Source organism: Paenibacillus sp. VTT E-133291 (assembly GCF_002264395.1).
In the GTDB taxonomy this organism is placed as follows: domain Bacteria; phylum Bacillota; class Bacilli; order Paenibacillales; family Paenibacillaceae; genus Paenibacillus_AQ; species Paenibacillus_AQ nitricinens.
In genome coordinates, this window is the sequence record NZ_NFVA01000055.1 from 14233 (window position 1) to 39066 (window position 24834).

Genomic DNA, 24834 nt, shown 5'->3' on the forward strand with positions numbered 1-24834 from the left:
CTATCGTCCTTATAAAGGACGCCGAAGACGTTTATACTTGTACATTTCATATGAGCTTGTAACGGAAGTGTTTGTGGTGGGTGAGCGGTAATCTCGGAGGTGATACATTGGACAAATTGGTGATTGAGGGTGGAAGTCCCCTGTCAGGCACCATTCGTATCCATGGAGCAAAAAATGCGGCGCTGCCGATTCTAGCGGCAAGCCTGCTGGCCGAAGGAGTTCACTCACTGCATAATGTGCCGAAGCTGCTGGACATCGAGACTATGCTAGACATCCTAGATCGGCTGGGCTGCAGGTGCGTGCATCAAGAGGATACGGTGACGATAGATACGTCTGCCGTCGGGACATCTCATATCCCTGAGGATTTAATGCGGCAGATGAGATCTTCTATTTTTCTAATGGGACCGTTGTTATCCAGATTTGGAGAGGTAACGATCTATCAGCCCGGGGGCTGTGCGATCGGAGAGCGTAAAATAGATCTTCATCTACAAGGACTTAAGGCGTTAGGGGCGGAGATCGAGGAGAGCAACGGAAGAATATTCTGTCGGGGTTCTAAGCTTATAGGGAGTGATATTCATCTCGACTATCCAAGTGTAGGAGCAACGGAGAATATTATGATGGCTGCCGCAAAGGCAGAGGGAACAACAACGATATCGGGGGCCGCGAGAGAGCCGGAGATACAGGACCTACAGCAATTTCTAAATAGTATGGGTGCTCAGATTATCGGTGCAGGTACGGACACCATCACAATTCAAGGGGTGAAAAACCTATATCCCTGTACGTACGAGGTGATACCTGACCGGATTGTGGCTGGAACCGTAATGATTGCTGCGGCAGCTACACGAGGAAATGTGACTTTGACACATGCCAACGCGGGGCATCTGACTTCGCTTATTCATGTGCTCAAGCGGGCTGGTGTTCAAATCACAGTGTGCAATGATATAATTAATATCAGTTGTATGGGGCGTCCACGTGCTGTTGAGAGAATTGTGACTTCTCCTTATCCTTCTTTTCCAACCGATCTGCAATCTCAGGTCATGGTGCTGTTGTCTCTCGCTGATGGCTTCAGTGTAATCAAGGAGACGGTGTTTGAGGGACGATTCAAGCATGTTGAAGAAATGGCGCGGATGGGCGCTGATATTTCTATTGATATGAATCGTGCGTTTATTCGCGGCGTTCAGAGATTGTATGGTGCTACTGTGGAAGCTACTGATTTGCGTGCAGGTGCGGCTCTGGTCATTGCTGGGCTCGCTGCACAAGGGACTACAGTCGTTGAGCAAGCACACCATATTGACCGCGGGTATGACGGAATAGAGAAGCTGTTTCAGAAGCTTGGCGCGCGTATAAGCCGCAAGGTACCCGTACCGGATCCACTTGATTTGGCCAATTAAAGCTCCCTGTCTCCTTCAGTTCTACCAAGGAAGGAGACAGGGCCTTATTACGGAGATATGAGAATGACAACAACCCGATTACCTCTTCTTAAAGAGGACAAGCCTAAGAAAAAAATGAGCCGTAAGATTACGGCGATCCTTCTGCTACTGTTCACTGCACTTCTTGCTGTGATTTTTTTTAGATCGTCTATTAGTCACATTACAGTGATAGATTTTCAGGGAAGCAAGTATTCTACTAGTGAAGAATTACTCTCGCAAAGTGGAATTCATATAGGTGGACAATTCTTTGCCGTTTCTACGAAGTCTGTGGAACAATCTCTGCTGGAGCTTAAGACGGTTAAGGCAGTGGCCGTAAAGAAGGATTTTCCCGGGGTAATCACAGTGAAGATTGAAGAATTCCCTGCGGTGGCCTATGAACTGGAACAGGGTGGCATCTTGAAGGCGATTCTGTCGAGTGGAGCTGCAGTGCCAGTAAATGATACGGGGATAGCCGTTGAGAAGCCCATATTAACTAACTGGGATCCGGACGATCCGAATAAGGCTAAGCTATGTCAAGCGTTAGCAAGCATTACTAATGAATTGACAAGTGATATCTCTGAGATTGTTCCGTCGCCAACCTTGTCATTTCCGGATCGTATCAAGCTCTATACTAGATCCCGTTTCGAAGTGATCACATCCATCTCTTTATTAAAGAGCAAAGTGTCATACTTGAATCAGGTAATAGAGACAAAGGAGCCTGGACTTATCACGATGCTTGAAGCCGACTCGTATGTTCCTTTTCAGGTCGAAAGTGAGGAGCAAAAGGGCGATGAGCAAAAAGATGTGCAAGAGTAGAGTAGAGGTCAATAGTCCCTACTAATAGAGTTCAAAAAATGCTACAATCGGATTTACGGGCAAGAAGCTATATCCCTCTTTTTTCTTCGATTTTTTTGAAATATAATACTATATATGGTTAGTAATAACCAAAAAGTCTTATATTTCTTGTGATAATTATCATTCTTATAAAAAATTATGAGTAACTAATCACATTTAGGGATGTTGGAATATTATTCCGTTCAAAAAATTTGTAGAAAAAAGAGGGAAAGGGTTAGGTATGTTGAATATGTACAGAGAAGTTTCCCGGGACCGGGATAAGGTTATGCAAATTATTTCGATTATAACAGGAGGTGCCATAGGACTTGAGCAACAATGACATCATTGTTAGTTTGGACATCGGTACATCCAAAGTTCGGGCAATAATTGGGGAAGTTACCAATGGAACCTTTAATATTATTGGCGTTGGATCTGCTGATTCGGAAGGAATACGTAAAGGCGCGATTGTAGATATCGACCAAACTGTGCAATCGATCAAAAGTGCTATAGATCATGCAGAGCAAATGGTGGGTATTCAAATATCAGAGGTTTATGTAGGCATTTCCGGTAATCATATTGGCCTGCAATCCAGCCACGGTGTCGTGGCCGTTCAGAATGAGGATCGTGAAATCGGTGAGGATGATATCGATCGCGTTATTAAAGCTGCGGAAGTCATCGCTATGCCTCCGGAGCGAGAAGTGATTGATGTTGTTCCTAAACAATTTATCGTCGATGGTCTCGAAGGTATTCAGGACCCGCGCGGAATGATTGGTGTTCGTTTAGAAGTGGACGCAACCATCGTTACGGGTGCTAAGACGCCAATACATAATCTACTGCGCTGTGTTGAGAAATCAGGGCTGAAAGTGAAGGATCTTGTGCTGATGTCTCTTGGTGCTGGTGGATTGGCGCTTTCCAAGGACGAGAAATCGATGGGATCTGTTCTGGTTGATATCGGTGCCGGGTCGACAACGATAGCCATATACGAAGAAAGTTCCCTTTGTGCAACCTCTACGATTCCGATCGGCGGAGAATTTGTAACAAATGACATTGCATACGGACTACGTACACTTACTGATCAAGCGGAGAAAGTAAAGCTAAAGTATGGTTGCGCATGGATTGACGATGCAGCCTCTGACGTTGTCTTCAAGGTGCTGCGCATTGGCAGTAATGTAGAGAAGGAATTTAACCAAGAGGATTTAGCGGCAATTATCGAACCACGGGTGCAAGAAATCTTCCATCTGATTAAACAGGAAGTGAAACGGCTTGGTTACAGTGAACTACCTGGAGGTTATATACTAACGGGTGGAACTGTTTCGATGCCTGGCGTATTAAAGGCGGCCCAGACTGAATTGGCCGCATCTGTACGCATCGCTGTACCGGATTATATCGGTGTACGGGACCCTGGGTTTACCGGAGGTGTTGGTATCCTGCATAATGTTGTCCGTAGCTTCCGTGGAAGAAGCAGTGGTGGAAGCAGCAACAAAAAGACGGTCAACCGGAGTAAGCAGAACGCCACTCCAAATCAGGAAACGGCTCAGAAGACCGGGTTTGTCGAGCGTCTAAAGAACATGTTCAGCGAGTTTATATAAGTGTAAGTCCAGATATACTTGGACCGGCCATCCAAGCACATTGAGGGGGAGATGGAACTATATGTTAGAATTTGATTTTGAAATGGAGAGCTTGGCGCAAATAAAAGTCATCGGCGTAGGCGGCGGAGGTAGTAATGCTGTCAACCGGATGATTGAAAACGGCGTTCAGGGTGTAGAGTTTATTACGGTTAATACAGACGCCCAAGCGTTGCATATGGCCAAATCGGAGCACAAGCTGCAGATTGGGGACAAGCTAACCCGCGGTTTGGGTGCAGGCGCCAACCCTGAAGTCGGTAAGAAAGCAGCGGAGGAATCCCGTGATCTGATTTCGAATACCCTTAAAGGTGCAGACATGGTGTTTGTTACTGCAGGAATGGGTGGCGGTACCGGTACAGGTGCTGCGCCAGTTATAGCTGAAATTGCTAGAGAGTGCGGAGCCTTGACTGTGGGTGTAGTTACTCGTCCGTTCACCTTTGAAGGAAGAAAACGTTATAACCAGGCAATGCTTGGTATCGAAGCTTTGAAAGAAAAAGTCGACACGCTAATCGTCATTCCAAATGACCGTTTGCTTGAGATCGTTGATAAGAAAACACCGATGTTAGAAGCTTTCCGTGAAGCAGATAATGTTCTCCGGCAGGCTGTTCAAGGTATCTCTGATCTAATTAAGGTTCCTGGTCTAATTAACCTTGACTTTGCGGATGTGAAGACCATCATGACCGAGCGCGGTTCAGCGCTCATGGGTATTGGTATCGCAAATGGTGAGAACCGTGCGTCAGAAGCCGCACGCAAAGCCATCATGAGCCCACTCTTAGAAACGTCTATTGAAGGTGCTCGTGGCGTAATTATGAACATTACGGGAGGATCCAACCTCTCTCTATACGAAGTGAATGAAGCGGCTGAGATCGTTACATCCGCCTCTGACCCTGAAGTGAATATGATCTTTGGTGCGATTATAGATGAGGATCTGAAGGATGATATCAAAGTAACAGTAATTGCTACTGGCTTTGAACATAAACCTTCGCCTGAAACTCCAGGACGTCGTCCGGTCTCGACGAATAACGAGCCTGCGGCAGCACCGGATAAGAGCGCAGCAAATTTACGTCCTTTCGGCAATCAGAGTTCTTCTGACCAGCTCGATATTCCGACGTTCCTGCGTAATCGTACTCGGGGCAACAACGATTAATTAAAGAGAATCAAGTTAATACGAGAACACCGTATCGCTTAGCTAATTAGCTATGGCGGTACGGTGTTTTTTTTGAAATAAAAGATCTAAAAAATTCCATGAAGAAGGAATAAATCCTCACGCGCTATAACTCGACAAAAAAACCGCAAGAATGCCCCCCAAGTTTAGACAGACTTTGAAAGCGAGACTTTCTATACTAATCATATCGTCCAAAAAACAGAGCCTGATCCAATTTGGCTAGAGGATAGATTCCGCCATTAAGCAGGTGAATGCACTGGTTGTTTATATTGACTTGATATTCGCCGCCAATCTAGTGATCGACGGAATTCTTTTGTGGCTGACAGGCTGGATGGTTAAGCTGAGAATCTCATGGTGGCGTTTAATCGTCTCAGCTCTCGTTGGCGCACTGTATGTAGTGATGATGTTTGTACCGGAGCTGTCTTTCATGTATACCTTCCTTATCAAGTTTGGATTGTCGGTAGTTATGTTATGGATTGCCTTTGGTTTTGGGAGTCTGCAAAGCTATCTTCGCACTATGGGAGCTTTCTATATTATCAATTTTGCAGCCGCAGGTGGAATTGTTGGTATTCACTATTTGCTGCAGAGCTCCAGCGACATTTGGAATGGTATTATGTTCACTGCTTCAGGAGGGCATGCCTACGGCCTAAAGATCGGCTTTTGGTTTGTCATTGCAGTATTCCCCCTGGTGTTAATCTGCTTCAAGGCAGTGCATTCTTCACGAATCAGAAGGGAGCAGCTTGAAACCTATATCGGTGAGGTGGTTGTTGAAATTGATGGTGTAAGTGTTTCCTGTCCTGGCCTGTTAGACACAGGTAATCGTCTCTGTGATCCTTTGACCCGCATACCGGTGATGGTGATGGAATCGACGCTCTGGGAGGGGCATCTGCCTGCTGCATGGAAAGGGAGACTCACTCAGGATGGTGCGGACAAACTTTTGCTAGAAACGGACGGGCAGTCGTTTGCTTGGCAGGATAGGATGCGACTAGTACCTTACAGGGGGATTAACCGAGGGGCATCATTTATGCTCGCACTGAAGCCAGACCTTGTGACGATAAAGCTCGGTGAAGATATCTTTTATAGTAAAAGAGTCTTAATTGGGCTGGATGGCGGGACACTCTCAGGAGATGGAGCCTATCGGGCGGTCATTCATCCAGATTTAACTCAAAAAGAGAGCGCCACTGATGCAGCACTACCTTCCTAATCTTTAAAGCTAGCTGAACCAAACTTCTGATGGCTGAAAGCGGGAATTAAAAGCTTTATACGCTAACCGTGTACTTCTTGGAGGAGGAACAATAATGGTCAAATGGAAAATTGCTCTGCAGCTGCAATATTACCGCATGCTGTTTCTACTGGGGTTGAAGAGTCAGGAAATCTATTATATCGGCGGGAGCGAGGCTCTACCTCCACCGCTGACACGGGAAGAAGAAGAGTATCTGCTTCAGCGGCTATCCAGCGGCGATGCAGCTGTTCGTGCGATGCTGATTGAGCGTAACCTGCGCCTCGTAGTGTATATCGCTCGTAAATTCGAGAATACCGGAATCAATATTGAAGACCTAGTTTCGATAGGGGCTATCGGATTAATTAAGGCGGTTAACACTTTTGATCCCGAGAAAAAAATAAAACTAGCAACTTATGCATCACGTTGCATAGAGAATGAAATTTTGATGTATCTGCGGCGTAATAGCAAGACACGAAGTGAGGTTTCTTTTGATGAGCCTCTTAATATCGATTGGGATGGTAATGAGTTGCTGCTCTCAGACGTATTAGGAACGGAAAATGATACCATTTATCGGAACATTGAAGAACAGGTCGATCGCAAGCTGCTGCAAAAGGCGCTGGAAAAGCTGAGTGAACGGGAAAGACTCATTATGGAGCTGCGTTTCGGACTGCGTGGGGGCGAAGAAAAGACGCAAAAAGATGTGGCGGATCTGCTCGGAATTTCCCAATCTTACATTTCTCGTCTGGAGAAACGAATTATTAAGCGGCTGCGTAAGGAGTTTAACAAGATGGTATAAGGTGAAATTAGCAAGGAATAAAATGGCCAACCCGGGAGATAATGTACAGTAATGTTTCTCCTTGGGAGGTAAATCATCATGACCCGTAATAAAGTCGAGATTTGCGGTGTGGATACTGCTAAGCTGCCTGTTCTAACGAATGTGGAAATGCGGCAACTGTTCACTTCGCTGCAGCAGCAGGGCGAGCGATCCGCCAGAGAGAAATTGGTAAATGGTAATCTTAGGCTTGTTCTAAGTGTTATCCAGAGGTTCAATAATAGGGGGGAATTTGTTGACGATTTGTTCCAGGTAGGCTGCATCGGTCTGATGAAAGCCATCGATAATTTCGATTTATCACAAAACGTTAAGTTCTCCACATATGCGGTTCCGATGATTATTGGTGAGATCCGCCGTTACTTGCGTGATAACAACCCGATTCGAGTATCGCGTTCACTCCGAGACATTGCTTACAAGGCGCTTCAGGTACGCGATAGTCTGACTAATCAGAATTCGCGGGAACCGACGATATTCGAAATCTCTGAAGCACTTGGTGTACCGAAGGAAGATGTAGTGTTTGCCCTTGATGCTATACAGGATCCAGTGTCCTTATTCGAACCGATCTATCATGACGGTGGCGATCCTATTTATGTAATGGACCAGATTAGCGATGATAAGAATAAGGATGTGTCGTGGATCGAAGAAATCGCCTTACGTGAAGCGATGCGTAAGTTAGGTCAAAGGGAGAAACGAATTTTATCCATGCGGTTTTTCGAAGGGAAAACACAGATGGAGGTCGCAGATGAGATTGGTATCTCACAGGCACAGGTCTCACGTCTAGAGAAATCTGCGATTCAGCAAATGCAAAAACATGTGAAGTCTTAAATTGTCTGAATGAGGAGATATCCAGAATCCGTGATAAGGATTTTGGATGATCTCCTCTTTTTATTGTTTAAGCTTAGCCTCACTTTGCAGGGATATTTCAGGCATGTGGCCAAGCTTTCATAACATATATTGGACTATAGGTCTGATTGTACAGGGGTGGTGAAATGAACGAGGATTATTTAGGATCAGCTAAAAAGATGAAAATCTCTGATTTTCAGACTAAGGACGTTATTAATATTGTGGATGGCAAACGACTAGGCCAAATCAGTGACTTAGAGCTCGATTTACGCCGAGGTGTCATCGATGCCATTGTAATTCCCGGCTACACACGGTTTATGGGTTTGTTCGGAGGAGGAACGGATCTGATTATTCCATGGCGAAATATTGTCAAAATCGGGTCTGATGTAGTGCTTGTGAAGATTGAAGAATCAAGAATGCCTCAAGGGCAGGATGAACGAGAAACGATGTATCTGGAACGAGGGGACCGAGGCGAACGGCGCACTTATTAATTAGGTGCGTTTTTTGTTTTTTATAAAAGAATTGGAGTGCATCGCATAAAAAGCTGTTAATTTGAGGTTTTAAGCTAAAGCGGCATTTTGTGGGGGTATTTACATGTGGTACACTTAGGCGGAGGTGAGGATATGGAACCGTTTGTGCAGGGGAAGGAAACACTTATGCTGCTCCATCTGGAGCCTTGGTGTGTGGAGCATAAAGAAATTACAGCAGGGTTTACAGGTAGACAGGGAGGGGCTAGCAAAAAGCCTTATGACAGCCTGAATTGTGCATTTCATGTTGGGGATGCTCCGGAAGATGTCTTAACGAATCGTAGGACGCTTGCGGAAGCTCTTGATTTCAAGCCGGAAGCTTGGACTTGTGGGGAACAAACCCATGGAGCAGAAATAGCAGTGGTAAGGGAAGCCGATCGTGGTCGGGGCCAAAAGGATAGAGCCTCGGCATTTCAGACAACCGATGGCTTGCTTACAGATGTGCCGGGTGTATTGCTTACTTCTTTTTATGCGGATTGCGTGCCTCTTTACTTTTATGATCCAGTGCACCGAGTCGTCGGTCTTGCGCATGCTGGCTGGAAGGGAACTGTGGCCCAGATTGCAGCCGCGATGGTGAGTAAAATGGAGACCGTTTACAGCAGCCATCCGCAGGATATCATTGCAGCGATCGGACCCTCCATTGGGGACTGTTGTTATGAGGTGGACGATTATGTGATGAAGCATGTCCGTCAATTGGAGGGTGATTTGAGCAAGCCGACAGAAACAGCCGATTCTGTAGGGCTATACAGAACATCTGACACAGATGAGAACAAATACATGCTAAACTTGAAAGAAATGAATCGACGCATTATGATTAAAGCAGGAATATTGCCGACTCATATCGAATGTACTTCTTGGTGTACAAGCTGTAATCAAGATTTGTTCTTTTCTTATCGTAAAGAAAATGGGGTTACAGGCAGGATGACGAGCTGGATCGGAATAAAGGAGAGTTGAAAGTTGGCTTTAACACTGCAGGAGAGAATTGCTGAAGTAGAGGAACGTGTAGCACGTGCCTGCGCGGCAAGCGGCCGGGATCGAAATGACGTCAAGGTAATTGCAGTGACGAAATATGTTTCTCTGGAAATGGTGTCCTCCGTATTGGAGGCAGGCCTAGAGCATATTGCCGAGAGTCGCTGGCAGGATGCTGAGCACAAATGGAAGGTTTTAGGGGACCAAGGGACATGGCATTTTATCGGGCATTTGCAGACCAATAAGGTTAAAGACGTTATTGGCAAGTTTCAATATATACACTCTTTAGACCGGATATCCCTGGCGCAAGAATTACACAAAAAGGCGATTGCCGCAGATCAAGAAGTGAATGTCTTACTTCAAGTAAACATCTCTGGAGAAGATACGAAATTTGGTCTGTCGCCTGAGGCGGTACCTGGATTTTTGCGTGAAATTGCTAGTCTCGACCGTGTAAAAGTAATTGGACTAATGACGATGGCACCTTTAGAAGGTGATCCGGAGCTTACCCGCCCTGTATTTCGCGGACTTCGTGAGCTGCGCGATGAGCTCAATCAACTTGCTTTGACACCTGAGCCGATTACGGAGTTATCCATGGGAATGTCGAATGATTTTGAAGTGGCGATACAGGAAGGAGCCACCTGGGTACGCCTAGGTACGGTGTTAGTAGGCCATTAGGAGGGATCGTGATGAGCGTTATGAACCGATTTATGAGTTTTTTGGGCTTGCAGGAGGAAGAGGAAATTGTGGAGCGGGAGCGTATTTCCCAAGATGAGGATGAATATGAGCCAGCCCCTGTCGAAACCCGCAAAAATCAAAGGGGCAACGTTGTCAGTATCCATTCGCAGAAGAATGTAAAAGTTGTACTTTATGAGCCGCGTTCGTACGATGAGGCACAGGAAATTGCGGACCATCTCCGTTCTCACCGGACGGTAGTGATTAATCTTCAGCGTGTCCGTAATGATCAGGCAATGAGAATTATTGATTTTCTTAGCGGAACCGTTTATGCCCTTGGGGGAGGAATCTCTAAAATTGGGGGCAATATATTTATGTGCACGCCAGATACCGTTGAAATTCAAGGTGCCATTACAGAAATCCTAGGTGACGATCCAGACTATAACAGAATGAGGTGAATGAGCTTTGCTCCAAATTGATTACATTATTGATATGCTGTTTAATATTTATTTTTACATGATTATTTTCTACGTACTGATGTCGTGGTTACCAAATGTTCGTGAGAACTTTATCGGAGAACTGCTGAGCAAGCTTGTTGAGCCGTATTTGACACCATTTCGTCGGTTTATTCCGCCACTCTTTGGTACGCTTGATATTTCCCCGATCATAGCACTGCTTGTCTTGGAATTTGCGGCAGGTGGACTCAAATCCATTTTGCACTTAATTTTTTAGGCAGAAGTGATGAAGACAGAAGTTTACGGGCATTTTCATCCCGATGAAAGACAATTTGTGGACAAGGCTTGGGAATGGGTTACCCATGCTGGAGAATATCATGAGACGAAACTGACCGAATTTCTAGATCCGCGCCAAGGATTTATTCTGCAAAGTCTCGTCAATCGGCATCCAGATGTTATCGTCAGATGGGAAGGCGGCCACCCTGAGGCAGAGCGGAAGCGAGCACTCATTGCGCCTGATTATCGTGATCTGGAACATGAGGACATGGAGCTGAAGGTTTTTGCGATAACCTCTGGGGAGCAAAAGTTTCTGGCGCTAGAGCATGGGGACTACATGGGCTCTATTCTGGGTGTTGGAGTAAAACGTGGCAAAATCGGTGATATTCATGTTCTGGACGATGGTTGTCATGTGGTAGTAGCTGCTGATATTGCAGATTATTTAGCCATGAATTTAACTGGAGTTCATCGAATACAGGTGAGCACGGAGGTACTGCCACTTTCTGCCTTGCGTAATAGTGAGGTGAAGCTGGAAATGATGGATTTGACTGTAGCGTCCCTACGATTGGATGGCATTGCCGCAGATGTAACACGGCTTAGCCGAAGCAAAATTCTTGCTCCCATCAAGGCTGGACGCGTTCGGGTAAATTGGAAAGTGGAAGAAGACCCTTCCTGCGGACTTAAAGATGGTGACATGGTATCTATTCAAGGATTTGGTCGATTCAAGGTTCTAGAGGTCGGTAGTTTGACGAAAAAGGGCCGATACCGTGTTCAGGTTGGTAAATTTGTGTGAATCCCTTGCAGGAATCCGGCTTTACTTGTCGAAATTGATTATTTCGAGGGAATCAAACATTTTTAAAGCAGGACGCCGATATTTTATAGAAGAGGCGAACCATGAATGGCAGTTGGAGCGTTGATATAATCCTCTGCCTTTACTTGAAGTACAGTCTTGCTTCTTTGTCTGCTGCGCAGGGTTGGTTCAGAGACTTAGAAGGTCCGAAATTTCTAGGAGGTGCACAGCATGCCATTAACACCGCTCGATATACATAACAAGGAGTTCTCTCGGAGACTTCGCGGTTATGATGAGGACGAGGTCAACGAATTTCTGGATCAAGTCATTAAGGATTACGAAAGTGTCATCCGTGAGAACAAAGAGCTGCAGAATCAGCTTTTGTCCATTCAAGAGCGTTTAGATCATTTTGTGAATATTGAAGAGAGTTTATCGAAAACGATCTTAGTCGCTCAGGAAGCGGCGGATGATGTGAAGAACAACTCCAAGAAGGAATCGCAGCTCATTATCAAGGAAGCGGAAAAGAACGCGGATCGGATTATTAACGAAGCGTTATCCAAATCCCGTAAGGTTGCTATTGAGACTGAAGAATTGCGCAAGCAAGCTTCGATCTATCGCACTCGTTTTCGCACATTGGTGGAAGCACAGCTTGAGCTGTTGTCTCAGGATGACTGGAATGCCTTGGAGAGTCGTGAGGCAAGCGAGAGCGTAACTTTTAAGGATGATGTTCTACATCGTATCTGATGCATTATGACGATTGAATGCTGATTTGGTGTGTGATTAGGCCAGATCTGGGGCTTAATGGTCTTCGATCAGATTAGAGGGAATTCCCTCTAATTTATAATTTCATGCTAAAATCGGCTAAATAGAGGGAGTTATTCCCTCTATTTTTATTTTCCGCTAAAATCGATCATAATAAAGTATTCAGCCTACACTGGTATACTCCTAATTGCGGATTTCGCTAGCGGTTGTTGACATTTAGACTTAAAAAGTCTATAAATAGAACATATCTGTATAATGTATATATGTATTCGATGACGGGACAAGTACGACAAGGTAACGTTCTCCAGAGAGTCGGCGATTGCTGAGAGCCGATTGTTCGAACCCTGCCGGAAGATCTTCCCCTAGAAGTTAAGCTGAAGCGTTGATCGTGCGTAAGCTTAGCCGTCTGCCGGACGTTACACCGGACCTGTGCATGAGATTTACGCACAGGACTGAGATTGTGCTGAATACATTCCCCTTAAGGATGTGCTCATGCGCAGAATTAGGGTGGTATCGCGAGCGTTGTCTCGCCCCTTTGGGGGTGGGATGACGCTTATTTTGTTGTTCCGGGGTGGCCATCCCCCTAAATCCCCCTTTCTAAGGGGGACCCCAAGGGCTGCCGCCCTCTGGACACCGGCAATGTAAAGCCTCGTGCATATAGGTACGGTGGTGGAAGCGAACGGACTCATGTGGCTGAAGGAGCGGCCCTTCTTAGGCTCCCCTGGCAGGTTAGCCTGCGGGGCCTTCACTGCTAGAGCAGACCGGCGTTTCACTCGCCGCTCCATGTGGCACCCCGAGCCAGTGCTGCCCTACGGGATCGCGGCTCGGATGCCTGAGATAAAGCGTGCCGCTTACGGCTTTACAGACTAAACCATGAAAGGATTGACCATCACATGCAAAAAGTAGATGTCAAAGAAAAAGCGCGGGCAAGAGATGTCCGCATACTGAAGAAATGGAGCGACGAAAATACGTTCCGTAAATCCATGGAGAATCGTGAAGGACGTCCGAACTATGTATTTTACGAAGGTCCCCCTACAGCCAATGGTGCTCCGCATATCGGGCACGTGCTGGGCCGTGTAATCAAGGATTTCATCGGTCGTTACCAAACGATGAAAGGCTACCGCGTGGTTCGTAAAGCCGGCTGGGATACACATGGTCTGCCAGTAGAACTAGGTGTACAAAAGAAGCTTGGCATCTCCGGCAAACAAGAGATCGAGGAATATGGTGTAGAAAAATTCATTCAGGAATGTAAAGACAGCGTCTTTGGTTATGAGAAGCAATGGCGCGAGTTTACTGAGGGTATCGGATACTGGACGGATCTGGATAATCCTTACGTAACTTTGGATAACACGTATATTGAGAGCGTGTGGAACATCTTGGCTACTGTGCATGACAAAGGATTGCTCTACCGCGGACACCGCGTTAGTCCTTACTGCCCAAGCTGTCAGACTACCCTAAGCTCCCATGAAGTAGCCCAAGGCTACAAGACCGTCAAGGATCTCAGTGCGACTGCAAAGTTCAAACTGGATGACAGTGGAGACTATGTACTAGCTTGGACGACTACACCATGGACGCTGCCAGCACATATGGCGTTAGCCATGAACCCTGACATGGATTATGTACGTGTACAACAAGAAGATGGTATCTACATTGTTGCCAAAAATTTGGTGGAGGAAGTAATGAAAGGCGAGCACACAGTCCTTTCTACACATAAAGGTTCCGAGTTTATCGGCAAAACTTACGCTCCTCCATTCGGATACATCAAGGCAGAGAAAAGCAATGTCATCGTAGGTGCTTCCTTCGTTACAGATTCCAGTGGTACAGGGATTGTTCACATGGCACCAGCGCATGGCGAAGATGACTACAAGACTTGCCGCGAGAACGGCATCAGCTTCGTGAACGTGGTTGATAACTCCGGTAAGTATACGGATGTAGTGTCTGATTTTGCTGGACGCTTCGTGAAGGATTGCGATTTGGATATCGTTAAAGCTTTGTCTGAAAAAGGACTGCTTTACGGCAAAGAAAAATACGAGCACAGCTATCCGTTCTGCTGGCGTTGTGATACACCACTCTTGTACTACGCAACAGACAGCTGGTTCATCAACACTACAGCGATCAAAGATCAGCTGATTGCTAACAACAACAGCGTAGATTGGTATCCTGAGCATGTACGTGAAGGCCGTTTCGGGAAGTTCCTGGATGAACTGGTGGACTGGAATATCAGCCGTAATCGTTACTGGGGCACACCGCTTAATGTTTGGGTATGTCAAGAAACGGGCAAAGAGTTCGCTCCACACAGCATTGAAGAACTGAGAGCGATGGCGATTGGCGATGTACCTGAGGATATCGAGCTGCATAAGCCTTTTGTAGATAAGATCAAGCTGCGCAGTCCTTTCAGCGAAGGTGCAGAGATGGTTCGCACACCGGAGGTTATCGATGTTTGGTTCGATAGTGGTTCGATGCCATTTGCGCAAAGTCATTATCCATTTGAGAACGAGGATAAGCTGAATGATCAATATCCAGCAGATATGATCTGTGAAGGGATCGATCAGACACGTGGATGGTTCTATAGCTTACTAGCTGTATCTACCTTGTTTAAAGGTAAAGCTCCATATAAAGCTGTTATTGCTCACGGTCATATCCTTGATGAGAATGGTCAAAAAATGTCCAAATCAAAAGGCAATGTTATTGATCCTTGGGATATCATGAACGATTACGGCACGGATGCTTTCCGTTGGGCAATTCTGTCCGATAGTGCACCGTGGAATAACAAACGTTTCTCTCGTGGTCTTGTAGGGGAAACCAAATCCAAAGTTGTAGATACACTGGTGAATACGCATGCGTTCTTGACGCTTTATGCAGGCATCGATGGTTATGATCCTGCCGATCATCCTTTTAAAGTATCGGAACATAAGCTGGACCGCTGGATTTTGTCCCGTCTGAACAGCTTGATTCTTTTGGTAGACAAAGGACTTGCAGTAAATGACTTCGTGAATACATCCAAAGGTATTGAGAACTTTATAGATGAGCTGAGCAACTGGTATATCCGTCGTTCCCGTGACCGTTTCTGGGGTAGTGGTCTAGGTGAAGATAAGCTGGATGCTTACCGTACACTGACTCATGTGCTTTTAAAGACAGCGTCTTTGATGGCTCCATTTACACCGATGTTGTCTGAAGATATCTTCACGAACCTTGGCGGCGGAGAAAGTGTGCATTTAGCAGATTATCCGGTTGCTGATGAAAGCTTGATCGATAAAGAGCTGGAAGAGGATATGGAAAGTGCGAGACAAATTGTTGAGCTGGCGCGTAATGTGCGTAACGAAACAGGCATTAAGAATCGTCAACCGCTGTCTGAGCTGATCGTTTCGATGAACCGCGACTTTCATTTGGCTGAGTATGAAGAGATCATTAAAGACGAGATCAACATCAAGAACATCGTGCTAGAGACTAGCGACAGTGGATTTGTTGACTTCACACTCAAGCTGAATCTTAAAGTTGCGGGTAAAAAATACGGTAAAAACGTCGGCTTCCTGCAAGGCTTCCTGAAAGCTTTGGATAGTGACTCCACCCGCAAAGCGGTGCAAGACGGCTCAATCGCGATTGCGACACCAGAGGGAGAAGAGCTGGTGATCACTTCTGATGAGCTACTCGTTGAAAAAGAAGCTAAAGCAGGTTTCGCTGCAGCTTCCGGATATGGAATTACGGTTGCGCTCAATACTGAAATCACACCTGAGCTTGAACAAGAAGGCTGGGTTCGTGAGATCATTCGTGCGGTTCAAGATTACCGTAAACGTTTGGATCTGCCGATCGAGAAACGGATCGCACTCACGCTGAATGTAGACGATGAGCTTAAAGCAGCAGTTACAGCCTTTGAGAATGTATTGCGAGACAATGTACTTGTAACTACGGTTGATTTTGGCGGAGAACATGCTTTTGAATCGGTAGATGTCGGTGGTAAATCCATCGGTATTCATATTGGAGCGTAAATCTGCATTACCTGTCCCAAAACAGCATATACTAGCGGCACAAGTGTAAACAGAGAACTTCTGTTTATGCGGGAAATATAGTCTTTATATTTCGCCCGCAAAAATAACGAGCCCCGTGCTCAAGGAGATTCATTCTCTTTGACCGGGCTCGTTTACTTTGTGGCGAATATAGACGTATGAGAGGAGCTGTGGCTGTGGAGGATCAGAAGAACAGAATCTCCGTCAAGACATCCGACAACAAGAACAGCCCAGATAAGGGAGCGGAGAAAAAGGTTATTCCTGAGGAAAACCCTGAGCGTTTAACAGCAGATCATCGTAATCCAGAAGATATTCCACTGGAAGAAAAAATGAATACGATGTATCGATTAACCTTTGAATGGGCTAATATATTGGAGAAATCACGAATTTATCAATATACAGAGCTGTTACATTCACCTTGGACTTTAATTTGGAAAAATATCTTATATGGAACGGCTCGTGGCGTTGGGATCGCGCTAGGCTTTACTTTTTTTGCAGCAACGATCATTTATGTCCTTCAGGGGCTAGGAGCCTTGAATCTGCCGATCATCGGAGATTATATTGCGGATATTGTACGAATTGTACAGCGTCAGCTGGAATTCAAATAGCTTTTAAAGTGGTCTTTACTCCGGTTGTAGGGTGATTAGGGTTCGGTCTATTTTCTTAGGTGTATTTACCCAGCCTTGGGCTTCTACGTTTCTCCTCAGTCCGTATCTTTCGTTCTTTAATCTTTGGAGAGGGCTGCACTGCTTTTTTTTCTTGTGTATGATACGCAAACCTCTCATTAATAATAAATATCGTCTATCATCTTCATGACTGAGTTTCTGTACATTTTTAAAATACTCCTGATTCACTTACGTTACACTCCTTGTATGTCCATTTCTGCATCCGTTAGATCAGTTTACCAGCTGAATCTGAACATTTTCTTAACAAAATGACATAGAGCAGAAAAAATAAAAAAACAGCGGGCCATTCCATCATGATACTGGAACCGCGCGCTGTTCATTTTCTTGTAGCGACAATGCTTTTACTCCTCGCCTTCGAGTGGATCAAGCATGAAACTTCCCTCGTCGCTATCCTTATAACGCTCGTAGCTACGTCCCGGCACTACCATTAAATGATTACCTGTAATATCGGTAGCGATAAAGTTCTCCCAAGGCTCCACACAGCCTTCCAGCTCATCCGCTTCAATTTCCATATCATTATAGGAGTCAATATTATTGCCCTCCGCCATAGCGGGGGAATTGGAGCTGCCATAGCTTTCTACAATCTGCCAGGCATCCTCACCATCAAAGCCATTTTGATCCTCTCGTTCATCGAGACTAGTTCGCCCAAATGGAGGAGATAAAAATTCTTCTTCAATGGGCCGAGTAAAGGGTGCATTTTGACGTGGGGCGTGCTCTTTAGAATAAAGTGTGGAGGGAATGGCGGATAGACGCTCAAAAGGGATCGGTTGACCGCTAGCCTTACATATCCCATAGGTGCCGTCATCCATGGCGGTGAGCGCAGCTTCAATATCATCTAACTCATGCTCGTCCCGCTCTAGCAGTGAAATATCCATGGAGCGGTTATACAAATCGGTGGCTGCATCTCCTGGATGGTTGTCATTCTCGGAAAGTTCTCCGGTGCCATCCCGCATGGATTCCTGTAAGCCGTAATTTTCATTATTCTGAAGCCTGTGCTGAATAGTATCACGGTCTTTTTCTAATCGGGCGCGCAGCTCTGAGAGCTGCTGTACTGTCAGGTGCGTCATGATGAGTAAGCTCCTTTCTGTACTTTTTCTAAGAATCCTTCCGACTAACCAATTTGCACCGGATGGTTCTTTGTTAGGTTGACCTGAGAGGCGTTATTTTAGCGATGGAAAATAGTCCCCAAGATTAAGCGCCCGAGAGGTGTCACGCAATAGACGATCTTCTAAGGGCTGTGCTACAATATACAAGTCTTATAACAGTATTTGTACCGCATTTGGCGGGAAAAATAAGAACGGAGTGACAACTTCTGTGGTGTACTATTTGATTGCTCTTATTGTATTTTTGGTGGATCAGGGAACGAAGTATCTCATTGCCACACGTCTGGAGCTCGGGGAACAGATTCCGGTCATCGGGAATTTTTTCCTAATTACCTCACATCGTAATCGCGGAGCTGCTTTTGGGATCCTACAAGGTCAGCAATGGTTCTTCTTTTTAGTTACGGTTGTAGTGGTTGCAGGTATCGTTTGGTACTTGAACAAAACTAGACATTCGCGGAAGATGCTGTCGGTTGCCCTTGGACTTGTTCTGGGTGGAGCGATAGGTAACTTCCTCGACCGGATGATTAGTGGTGAGGTTGTTGATTTCCTTCTGTTTAATTTTGGAAGCTATAGCTTCCCGATTTTTAACGTTGCAGATTCGTGTATCGTCATTGGGGTTGGTTTAATTCTTTTGGACTCCTTCCGCGATCTTAAGAACGGTGAAGAAATTACGGAAATTAAAGAAGTAAAAGAAGCAAAGGAAGTAAGGGAAGGGAATGAATGATTTGAATAAAGACGTCAATCACCAAGCGGCAACTACGAGCGAAGAAGAGAGGGACGTCACGGAGTGGACTGTTTCGGCGGAGAACGCGAAGGAGCGTATCGATAAATATATTACGGAATCTTGGGAAGAGGATGTTTCACGTTCTCAGGTGCAGCTGTGGATCAGTGGTGGCCATGTTACGGTTAATGGAGCACCCGTGAAAGCTAATTATAAGCTCTCAGAAGGCGATGTAGTTTCCATCATCGTTCCTGAAGCAGAAGTGACCGATTTGATTCCGGAGAATATCCCCCTTGATGTTGTCTACGAGGACAGTGATGTCATTGTGATTAATAAACCGCGTGGTATGGTTGTGCATCCGGCTGCCGGGCATCCGTCTGGCACCTTGGTAAATGCACTGATGTATCATTGTAAGGATCTATCCGGTATTAATGGTGAGATTCGTCCAGGTATTGTACATCGTATTGATAAGGATACCTCTGGTCTTATTATGGTGGCTAAAAATGATGCCAGTCACGCGTCGCTCGCAGCACAGCTTAAAGAGCACAGTGTAACACGCCGCTATATAGCTGTTGTACACGGCAACTTGTCGCATGACAAAGGTACGGTTGATGCACCGATCGGTAGAGATCCACATGATCGCAAGCTATACACTGTCACGGAAAAGAACAGTAAGAAATCTGTGACCCATTTTACGGTGATGGAGCGCTTTGGTGAATGTACTCTACTGGAGCTGCAACTGGAGACTGGCCGCACGCATCAGATCAGGGTGCATATGAAATTCATTGGTCATCCGCTTGTAGGTGATCCGGTTTATGGACGCAGCAAAGGAACAGCTATGAATGGACAGGCGTTACATGCAGCGGTGCTTGGATTTATTCATCCTACATCAGGTGAATATAAAGAATTCAGCAGACCTATTCCGGAAGACATGGAAGAGGTTCTGTTCACATTGCGCAGCAGATAAGTACAAATGAAGTGATAATTAGTCTATGGAATTGAACTCTGCTTTCCATCATATTTAATAACATAAGGATAAAGAGAAGGTTATGCCTTATTCTTTATCCTTATTTTTATAACTGAAACGGATCTCTAGAAACATAAGCCATCCAAGGGACGGCGAAGCCGTTTCTTCTAAAATGAGAATAGATAGCCAGGAGATGAGATGAAAGTATGAGTATTGAACAATACCAAGACAGCTTCATTCAGACTAATTTTGCAGACCGCATCGGCGGTGCGAACTACGGCAAGGACACTTCGATTTATAAATTTGAGAAGATCAAACGTGCGAAAGCATCCGCAAAACAGGATTTTCCTGATATTGAATTGATCGATATGGGCGTAGGAGAGCCAGACGAGATGGCTGATGCAGGTATCGTGGCTAAGCTGGCGGAAGAAGCAGCTAAGGAAGAAAATCGTGGTTATGCGGACAATGGAATTGCTGAGTTTAAGACAGCTGCAGCTGATTATTTGCGGGAAGTATTCCGTGTTGAAGGCATTGATCCCGTTACGGAGGTAGTCCATTCTATCGGATCAAAGCCTGCGCTGGCGATGTTGCCTTCTTGCTTCATCAATCCTGGGGATATTACGATCATGACGGTGCCGGGTTATCCAGTGCTGGGTACACATACTAAATACTTGGGTGGACAAGTGTTTACGGTAGAGCTGAAGAAGGAGAATAAATTCCTTCCAGATTTGAACGAAATTCCGGAAGAGGTTGCTCATAAAGCTAAGCTTCTTTACTTGAACTATCCAAACAATCCGACGGGCGCTAGTGCGACGCCTGAGTTTTTTGCTGAGGTCGTTGCATGGGCTAAAAAATATGATGTAGTCGTAATTCATGACGCACCATATGCTGCCTTGACCTATGACGGTTTGAAGCCACTTAGCTTCCTCTCTGTGCCAGGTGCCAAGGACGTAGGGGTGGAACTGCATTCCTTGTCCAAGTCCTACAATATGACGGGCTGGAGAATCGGCTTTGTTGCCGGAAATCCTTTAGTGGTAAAAGCCTTCAGTGATGTGAAGGACAATAACGATTCTGGTCAATTTATCGCGATTCAAAAAGCTGCTGCTTACGGCCTTGCGCATCCAGAGATTACAGAAGCAATTGCTGCCAAGTATTCTCGTCGTCACAACCTGTTGGTGGATGCACTGAACAGCCTCGGCTTCCAAGCTGAGAAACCAAAGGGTTCCTTCTTCCTTTATGTGGCTGCACCGAAGGGTGTCAAGGGTGGCCGCCGTTTCGAATCCGGTGAGGATTTCTCGCAATTCCTGATCCGTGAGAAGCTAATCTCTACCGTGCCTTGGGATGATGCAGGTCCATTTGTACGTTTCTCTGTTACCTTCATTGCTAAAGGGGAAGAGGAAGAAAGACGTGTCATCTCTGAGATCCAAAGACGCTTAAGCGATGTGGAGTTTGAATTTTAATCATTAGTTAGACATTGAAGCTGCCTAGGGGAAACCTTGGGTGGCTTTTCTTTATATAGTGGCTAGTCTACTGTGGATTAGACTACTGTAGAATAGAGCTACTGTAAGATAGGGAATTCTTCCCTCTAATTTTGTGTTTTAGCTTCAATCCGCTAGATTATTGGGAATTTCCCCCTCTATTTCAGCATATTTGGTTGTATTCAAGGAAATACTTCAATTTATAGGGAGGAATTCCGCATAACCTGATCATAATGACTATTGTTGCCTAATTATAGGGAGGTTTTCCCTATAATACCGCCTTCCTTTTGTTGTTAATAGAAGCAGCCTTGGAAAGTGTTGTAGTTTAGGCAGATAAAGTTGACATGCCGTGTTTGTTCTGTCATAATTCTCATTAAATGAATAGCGCCTTTAATTCAGTCCTGTGAGGCTGGCAAGGTAACGTGAATCGAGGTTCGCGACTCTTAGAAAGGTATCCGTGTGTATACACCGGACTGTCTTTTTATGCGCGCGGCCACCATCTTCTTCATCTGCGGATTTCACTCCTTGCCTGTTATAGGCAAGGAGTTTTTTGATTTCCAGGAACTTGAACAGGCGAAACAAGTGGAGGGTGACAAGATTATGGTTACTGAGAAAAATGTAATTATGGACGAAACGGCTATCCGCCGGGCATTATCGCGTATTGCTCATGAGATTTTGGAGAAGAACAAAGGGATTGAGAATTGTCTGCTGGTCGGTATCCGGACACGAGGCGTATACCTGGCACAGCGCATCGCTGAGCGGATCAAGGAAATTGAAGGCGTCGAGATTCCTTACGGCGAGCTCGACATCACGCATTATCGGGATGACCGCGAAGTAGGAGGCAGTGAAGCGGTAGTGAAGAGTAACGTCATTATTACTTCCGGCAGTGATGGCATCCATGATAAGAAGGTCATTTTGTTCGACGATGTGCTTTACACCGGACGCACCATCCGCGCAGCGATGGACGCTTTGATGGATTGTGGACGCCCCCGAATGATTCAACTGGCAGTACTTGCCGACCGTGGACACCGCGAGCTGCCGATCAGACCAGACTACATCGGTAAGAATGTACCTACCTCAAAGCATGAGCAGATTGAAGTGGCGCTGAAGGAATACGACGGCAAAGACGAGGTCTACATTATTTCAAACCGGGAGGAACGATAACATCATGACACTTACAAAGGTAAAGGAACGTAGTCTGCTGGGAATAAAAGAGCTTGATCGGTCGGAAATCACTGGGTTGCTGGACAGAACAGCTTATTGGGACAATCAAAGTGCAAAGCTAACCCCCATTTTGAACTCGCATTTTATTTCTAACATGTTCTTTGAGAACAGCACACGCACACGTTTCTCCTTTGAAATGGCAGAGAAACGACTGGGTGCACAAGTACTGAATTTTACGGCTGCAGCTTCTAGTGTAGAAAAAGGGGAGTCGATCTACGATACAGTACGCACACTGGAATCGATGGGGATCGATGCCGGAGTTGTGCGTTTGAAGCCTGCAGGTGTGCTGCAGCAGTTAGCTGAGAAGGTGTCCATACCGCTTATTAACGCGGGTGACGGCAACAATGAACATCCAACACAAGCGCTGCTTGATCTTTACACCATGACCAAAACGTTTGGAGATTTAAAGGGCCTCACGGTTTCAATTATCGGGGACATCATGCATAGCCGGGTAGCACGTTCCAATCTATGGGGACTTACAAAGCTAGGAGCTAAAGTGCAATTCTGCGCACCGGAGAATATGAAGGCTCCTGAGCTTATGGAATACGCACCTTATGTAACCATAGAGGAAGCTCTTAAAGCAGACGTAGTCATGATGCTTCGTGTGCAGCTGGAACGCCATTCTTCTGGCATCATACTTTCCGCGGAAGATTACCGCAGACAGTACGGTTTAACGGAAGAACGCGCAGCTAAGCTCGCAAAAGATACAATCATTATGCACCCAGCTCCGGTTAACCGGAATGTCGAGATTGATGATGCAGTTGTAGAGTGCAGTCAATCAAGGATTTTCCCGCAAATGTCTAATGGAGTTCCGGTTCGGATGGCGGTTCTCGAAAGAGCTTTACTATAAAGATCAAAGAATGATGATGAATAAGGACTAATAAATATACACAAACATGAATTTTTATTATATAATAATGAGAGGGCTCACAGCCGGGAACTGTGGGTAAAGGTAGAATCATGACAGTGATTATTAGAAACGCCAGCGTATTGAATAAGGAAGGCTTGTTAGAGCGGAAACATATTGTACTTGAAGAAGGTGTTATCTCGGCCTTCATCGATGGAAATGAAGCTGCTCCAGAAGCTGGAGAGATCATTGATGCTGAAGGCAAACTGCTCATTCCAGGACTCATTGATATGCATGTGCACTTACGCGAACCGGGATTTGAACACAAGGAAACCGTGGAAACCGGAAGTCGTTCGGCTGCCAAAGGCGGATTTACAACCATCGCTTGTATGCCTAATACCCGTCCAGTAACAGATACCCCGGAAATCGTACAATTTGTGAAAGACAAAGCGCGTGAAGCAGGACTCGTAAAAGTACTTCCTTATGCAGCCATTACGAAAAATGAGCTTGGACGTGAGCTGACTGATTTTGCAGCGCTTAAAGAAGCGGGAGCGATTGGTTATACCGACGACGGCGTGGGCGTGCAAAGTGCTCAAATGATGAAAGATGCTATGAACATCGCCGCAGCATTGGATATGCCAGTCATTGCTCACTGTGAGGATAATTCACTGGTTGAAGGCTGCTGTGTAGCCGAGGGTGAGTTCGCAAGAAAGCATGGCCTGAAAGGAATTCCAAATGAGTCGGAAGCGATCCATGTTGGACGCGATATTTTGCTGGCTGAAGCAACAGGCGTTCATTACCATGTATGCCATGTAAGTACTGAACAATCGGTACGCCTGATACGCCAAGCGAAAGAAATCGGCATTAAAGTGACTGCTGAGGTGTGTCCGCATCACTTGCTGCTGTCTGAAGAAGATATTCCAGGCCTTGATGCCAATTGGAAAATGAACCCGCCGCTTCGCTCCCGCCGCGATGTTGAGGCATGTATCGAAGGTTTGCTAGACGGCACACTAGATATGATTGTTACTGACCATGCGCCGCATAGTGAAGAAGAGAAGGCTAAAGGCATGCAGCTTGCACCTTTTGGTATCGTTGGATTCGAAACAGCCTTCCCACTACTATACACAGCGTTTGTAGCAACGGGGAAATGGGATTTATCCTTACTGGTACAAAGAATGACAGCTGATCCTGCACGGGTATTCAGACTGAACACCGGTGTGATGGATATCGGAGCTCCTGCAGATTTGACACTGATTGATTTGGAGCAGGAGAAAGAAGTAGACCCAGGATCTTTCGCAAGTAAAGGACGGAATACTCCTTTTGGTGGCTGGAAGCTTAAGGGCTGGCCAGTAATGACATGGGTAGACGGCAAAGCCGTATGGACTGAGAAAAACTAGCGGACTGGTGGGGCGGAGTTGCTGAT

The 24834-nt window shown here is 45.8% G+C and carries 23 protein-coding genes and 1 other annotated feature; of the genes, 22 read left to right on the forward strand and 1 reads right to left on the reverse strand.

Annotated features, from left to right (window positions below; genetic code table 11):
- The first annotated feature begins 107 nt into the window (after window positions 1–107).
- The 16 genes from murA to CA598_RS20290 all read left to right on the forward strand — a co-directional run bounded on the left by murA (window position 108) and on the right by CA598_RS20290 (window position 16993).
- Window positions 108–1391, forward strand: a complete 1284-nt coding sequence (gene murA / locus CA598_RS20215) for a UDP-N-acetylglucosamine 1-carboxyvinyltransferase (RefSeq protein ID WP_094873072.1) — start codon at window positions 108–110, stop codon at window positions 1389–1391.
- A 63-nt stretch (window positions 1392–1454) separates the two neighbouring features.
- A complete protein-coding gene (locus CA598_RS20220) occupies window positions 1455–2225 on the forward strand; it encodes a cell division protein FtsQ/DivIB (RefSeq protein ID WP_094873070.1) in 771 nt (256 codons plus the stop codon).
- A gap of 344 nt (window positions 2226–2569) precedes the next feature.
- The gene (ftsA, locus tag CA598_RS20225; protein WP_094873069.1) at window positions 2570–3832 is read left to right on the forward strand and encodes a cell division protein FtsA; all 1263 of its coding nucleotides are present in this window, start codon (window positions 2570–2572) and stop codon (window positions 3830–3832) included.
- Between the two features lie 61 nt (window positions 3833–3893).
- Window positions 3894–5015: a cell division protein FtsZ gene (gene ftsZ / locus CA598_RS20230; protein ID WP_094873067.1), complete on the forward strand. Its 1122-nt coding sequence runs from the start codon at window positions 3894–3896 to the stop codon at window positions 5013–5015.
- Window positions 5016–5289: 274 nt separating this feature from the next.
- Window positions 5290–6237 carry a sigma-E processing peptidase SpoIIGA gene (spoIIGA, locus tag CA598_RS20235; protein WP_094873089.1) on the forward strand — a complete coding sequence of 316 codons (948 nt, stop codon included), beginning with the start codon at window positions 5290–5292 and terminating at the stop codon, window positions 6235–6237.
- 91 nt (window positions 6238–6328) lie between these two features.
- Window positions 6329–7051 carry an RNA polymerase sporulation sigma factor SigE gene (sigE, locus tag CA598_RS20240; RefSeq protein ID WP_028530613.1) on the forward strand — a complete coding sequence of 241 codons (723 nt, stop codon included), beginning with the start codon at window positions 6329–6331 and terminating at the stop codon, window positions 7049–7051.
- A 78-nt stretch (window positions 7052–7129) separates the two neighbouring features.
- Window positions 7130–7912, forward strand: coding sequence for an RNA polymerase sporulation sigma factor SigG (sigG, locus tag CA598_RS20245; protein WP_036683631.1), 783 nt, complete (start codon window positions 7130–7132; stop codon window positions 7910–7912).
- Between the two features lie 164 nt (window positions 7913–8076).
- Window positions 8077–8421 carry a YlmC/YmxH family sporulation protein gene (locus CA598_RS20250; RefSeq protein WP_076284758.1) on the forward strand — a complete coding sequence of 115 codons (345 nt, stop codon included), beginning with the start codon at window positions 8077–8079 and terminating at the stop codon, window positions 8419–8421.
- 132 nt (window positions 8422–8553) lie between these two features.
- The gene (gene pgeF / locus CA598_RS20255; protein WP_094877679.1) at window positions 8554–9411 is read left to right on the forward strand and encodes a peptidoglycan editing factor PgeF; all 858 of its coding nucleotides are present in this window, start codon (window positions 8554–8556) and stop codon (window positions 9409–9411) included.
- Window positions 9412–9414: 3 nt separating this feature from the next.
- Entirely contained in the window at window positions 9415–10101 is a 687-nt protein-coding gene (locus CA598_RS20260) for a YggS family pyridoxal phosphate-dependent enzyme (RefSeq protein ID WP_094877671.1), read from the forward strand.
- Window positions 10102–10112: 11 nt separating this feature from the next.
- The gene (locus CA598_RS20265) at window positions 10113–10556 is read left to right on the forward strand and encodes a cell division protein SepF (protein WP_094873064.1); all 444 of its coding nucleotides are present in this window, start codon (window positions 10113–10115) and stop codon (window positions 10554–10556) included.
- A gap of 34 nt (window positions 10557–10590) precedes the next feature.
- The gene (locus tag CA598_RS20270; RefSeq protein ID WP_060622150.1) at window positions 10591–10830 is read left to right on the forward strand and encodes a YggT family protein; all 240 of its coding nucleotides are present in this window, start codon (window positions 10591–10593) and stop codon (window positions 10828–10830) included.
- 9 nt (window positions 10831–10839) lie between these two features.
- A complete protein-coding gene (locus CA598_RS20275) occupies window positions 10840–11622 on the forward strand; it encodes a YlmH family RNA-binding protein (protein ID WP_094877672.1) in 783 nt (260 codons plus the stop codon).
- Window positions 11623–11850: 228 nt separating this feature from the next.
- Window positions 11851–12363 carry a DivIVA domain-containing protein gene (locus tag CA598_RS20280; protein ID WP_076299650.1) on the forward strand — a complete coding sequence of 171 codons (513 nt, stop codon included), beginning with the start codon at window positions 11851–11853 and terminating at the stop codon, window positions 12361–12363.
- A gap of 281 nt (window positions 12364–12644) precedes the next feature.
- Window positions 12645–12919, forward strand: a binding site (T-box leader).
- Between the two features lie 355 nt (window positions 12920–13274).
- On the forward strand, window positions 13275–16367 hold the full coding sequence (gene ileS / locus CA598_RS20285; RefSeq protein WP_094877673.1) for an isoleucine--tRNA ligase: 3093 nt from the start codon (window positions 13275–13277) through the stop codon (window positions 16365–16367).
- A gap of 335 nt (window positions 16368–16702) precedes the next feature.
- The gene (locus CA598_RS20290; protein ID WP_373455841.1) at window positions 16703–16993 is read left to right on the forward strand and encodes a DUF5665 domain-containing protein; all 291 of its coding nucleotides are present in this window, start codon (window positions 16703–16705) and stop codon (window positions 16991–16993) included.
- Window positions 16994–17412: 419 nt separating this feature from the next.
- Here CA598_RS20290 and CA598_RS20300 read toward each other — a convergent pair whose 3' ends face one another.
- Window positions 17413–18138 (reverse strand): TraR/DksA C4-type zinc finger protein, encoded by a 726-nt coding sequence (locus CA598_RS20300; RefSeq protein ID WP_094877675.1) that lies wholly within the window; start codon window positions 18136–18138, stop codon window positions 17413–17415.
- A 247-nt stretch (window positions 18139–18385) separates the two neighbouring features.
- Here CA598_RS20300 and lspA point away from each other — a divergent pair, with 247 nt between their 5' ends.
- The 6 genes from lspA to CA598_RS20330 all read left to right on the forward strand — a co-directional run bounded on the left by lspA (window position 18386) and on the right by CA598_RS20330 (window position 24808).
- Window positions 18386–18898, forward strand: coding sequence for a signal peptidase II (gene lspA, locus CA598_RS20305; RefSeq protein WP_094873056.1), 513 nt, complete (start codon window positions 18386–18388; stop codon window positions 18896–18898).
- On the forward strand, window positions 18891–19862 hold the full coding sequence (locus tag CA598_RS20310; RefSeq protein WP_094873055.1) for an RluA family pseudouridine synthase: 972 nt from the start codon (window positions 18891–18893) through the stop codon (window positions 19860–19862). Before lspA ends, CA598_RS20310 begins: the two co-directional genes overlap by 8 nt.
- 206 nt (window positions 19863–20068) lie before the next feature.
- A complete protein-coding gene (locus CA598_RS20315) occupies window positions 20069–21322 on the forward strand; it encodes an LL-diaminopimelate aminotransferase (RefSeq protein WP_094877676.1) in 1254 nt (417 codons plus the stop codon).
- A 618-nt stretch (window positions 21323–21940) separates the two neighbouring features.
- Window positions 21941–22504 carry a bifunctional pyr operon transcriptional regulator/uracil phosphoribosyltransferase PyrR gene (pyrR, locus tag CA598_RS20320; RefSeq protein ID WP_042130202.1) on the forward strand — a complete coding sequence of 188 codons (564 nt, stop codon included), beginning with the start codon at window positions 21941–21943 and terminating at the stop codon, window positions 22502–22504.
- 4 nt (window positions 22505–22508) lie between these two features.
- Complete coding sequence (locus CA598_RS20325) at window positions 22509–23414, forward strand: aspartate carbamoyltransferase catalytic subunit (protein ID WP_094873052.1); 906 nt, start codon at window positions 22509–22511, stop codon at window positions 23412–23414.
- Between the two features lie 110 nt (window positions 23415–23524).
- On the forward strand, window positions 23525–24808 hold the full coding sequence (locus tag CA598_RS20330; protein WP_179281705.1) for a dihydroorotase: 1284 nt from the start codon (window positions 23525–23527) through the stop codon (window positions 24806–24808).
- Window positions 24809–24834: the final 26 nt, after the last annotated feature.

What these genes read in the sequence shown, in the direction of transcription:
- CA598_RS20325 (WP_094873052.1), top strand. Translation starts at nt 22,509, where the DNA reads ATGACACTTACAAAGGTAAAGGAACGTAGTCTGCTGGGAATAAAAGAG.
- CA598_RS20265 (WP_094873064.1), top strand. Translation starts at nt 10,113, where the DNA reads ATGAGCGTTATGAACCGATTTATGAGTTTTTTGGGCTTGCAGGAGGAA.
- CA598_RS20310 (WP_094873055.1), top strand. Translation starts at nt 18,891, where the DNA reads ATGAATGATTTGAATAAAGACGTCAATCACCAAGCGGCAACTACGAGC.
- CA598_RS20270 (WP_060622150.1), top strand. Translation starts at nt 10,591, where the DNA reads ATGCTGTTTAATATTTATTTTTACATGATTATTTTCTACGTACTGATG.
- CA598_RS20300 (WP_094877675.1), bottom strand. Translation starts at nt 18,138, where the DNA reads ATGACGCACCTGACAGTACAGCAGCTCTCAGAGCTGCGCGCCCGATTA.
- pyrR (WP_042130202.1), top strand. Translation starts at nt 21,941, where the DNA reads ATGGTTACTGAGAAAAATGTAATTATGGACGAAACGGCTATCCGCCGG.
- pgeF (WP_094877679.1), top strand. Translation starts at nt 8,554, where the DNA reads ATGGAACCGTTTGTGCAGGGGAAGGAAACACTTATGCTGCTCCATCTG.
- CA598_RS20220 (WP_094873070.1), top strand. Translation starts at nt 1,455, where the DNA reads ATGACAACAACCCGATTACCTCTTCTTAAAGAGGACAAGCCTAAGAAA.
- CA598_RS20330 (WP_179281705.1), top strand. Translation starts at nt 23,525, where the DNA reads ATGACAGTGATTATTAGAAACGCCAGCGTATTGAATAAGGAAGGCTTG.
- ftsZ (WP_094873067.1), top strand. Translation starts at nt 3,894, where the DNA reads ATGTTAGAATTTGATTTTGAAATGGAGAGCTTGGCGCAAATAAAAGTC.
- CA598_RS20280 (WP_076299650.1), top strand. Translation starts at nt 11,851, where the DNA reads ATGCCATTAACACCGCTCGATATACATAACAAGGAGTTCTCTCGGAGA.
- ileS (WP_094877673.1), top strand. Translation starts at nt 13,275, where the DNA reads ATGCAAAAAGTAGATGTCAAAGAAAAAGCGCGGGCAAGAGATGTCCGC.
- CA598_RS20275 (WP_094877672.1), top strand. Translation starts at nt 10,840, where the DNA reads ATGAAGACAGAAGTTTACGGGCATTTTCATCCCGATGAAAGACAATTT.
- sigG (WP_036683631.1), top strand. Translation starts at nt 7,130, where the DNA reads ATGACCCGTAATAAAGTCGAGATTTGCGGTGTGGATACTGCTAAGCTG.
- CA598_RS20250 (WP_076284758.1), top strand. Translation starts at nt 8,077, where the DNA reads ATGAACGAGGATTATTTAGGATCAGCTAAAAAGATGAAAATCTCTGAT.
- CA598_RS20315 (WP_094877676.1), top strand. Translation starts at nt 20,069, where the DNA reads ATGAGTATTGAACAATACCAAGACAGCTTCATTCAGACTAATTTTGCA.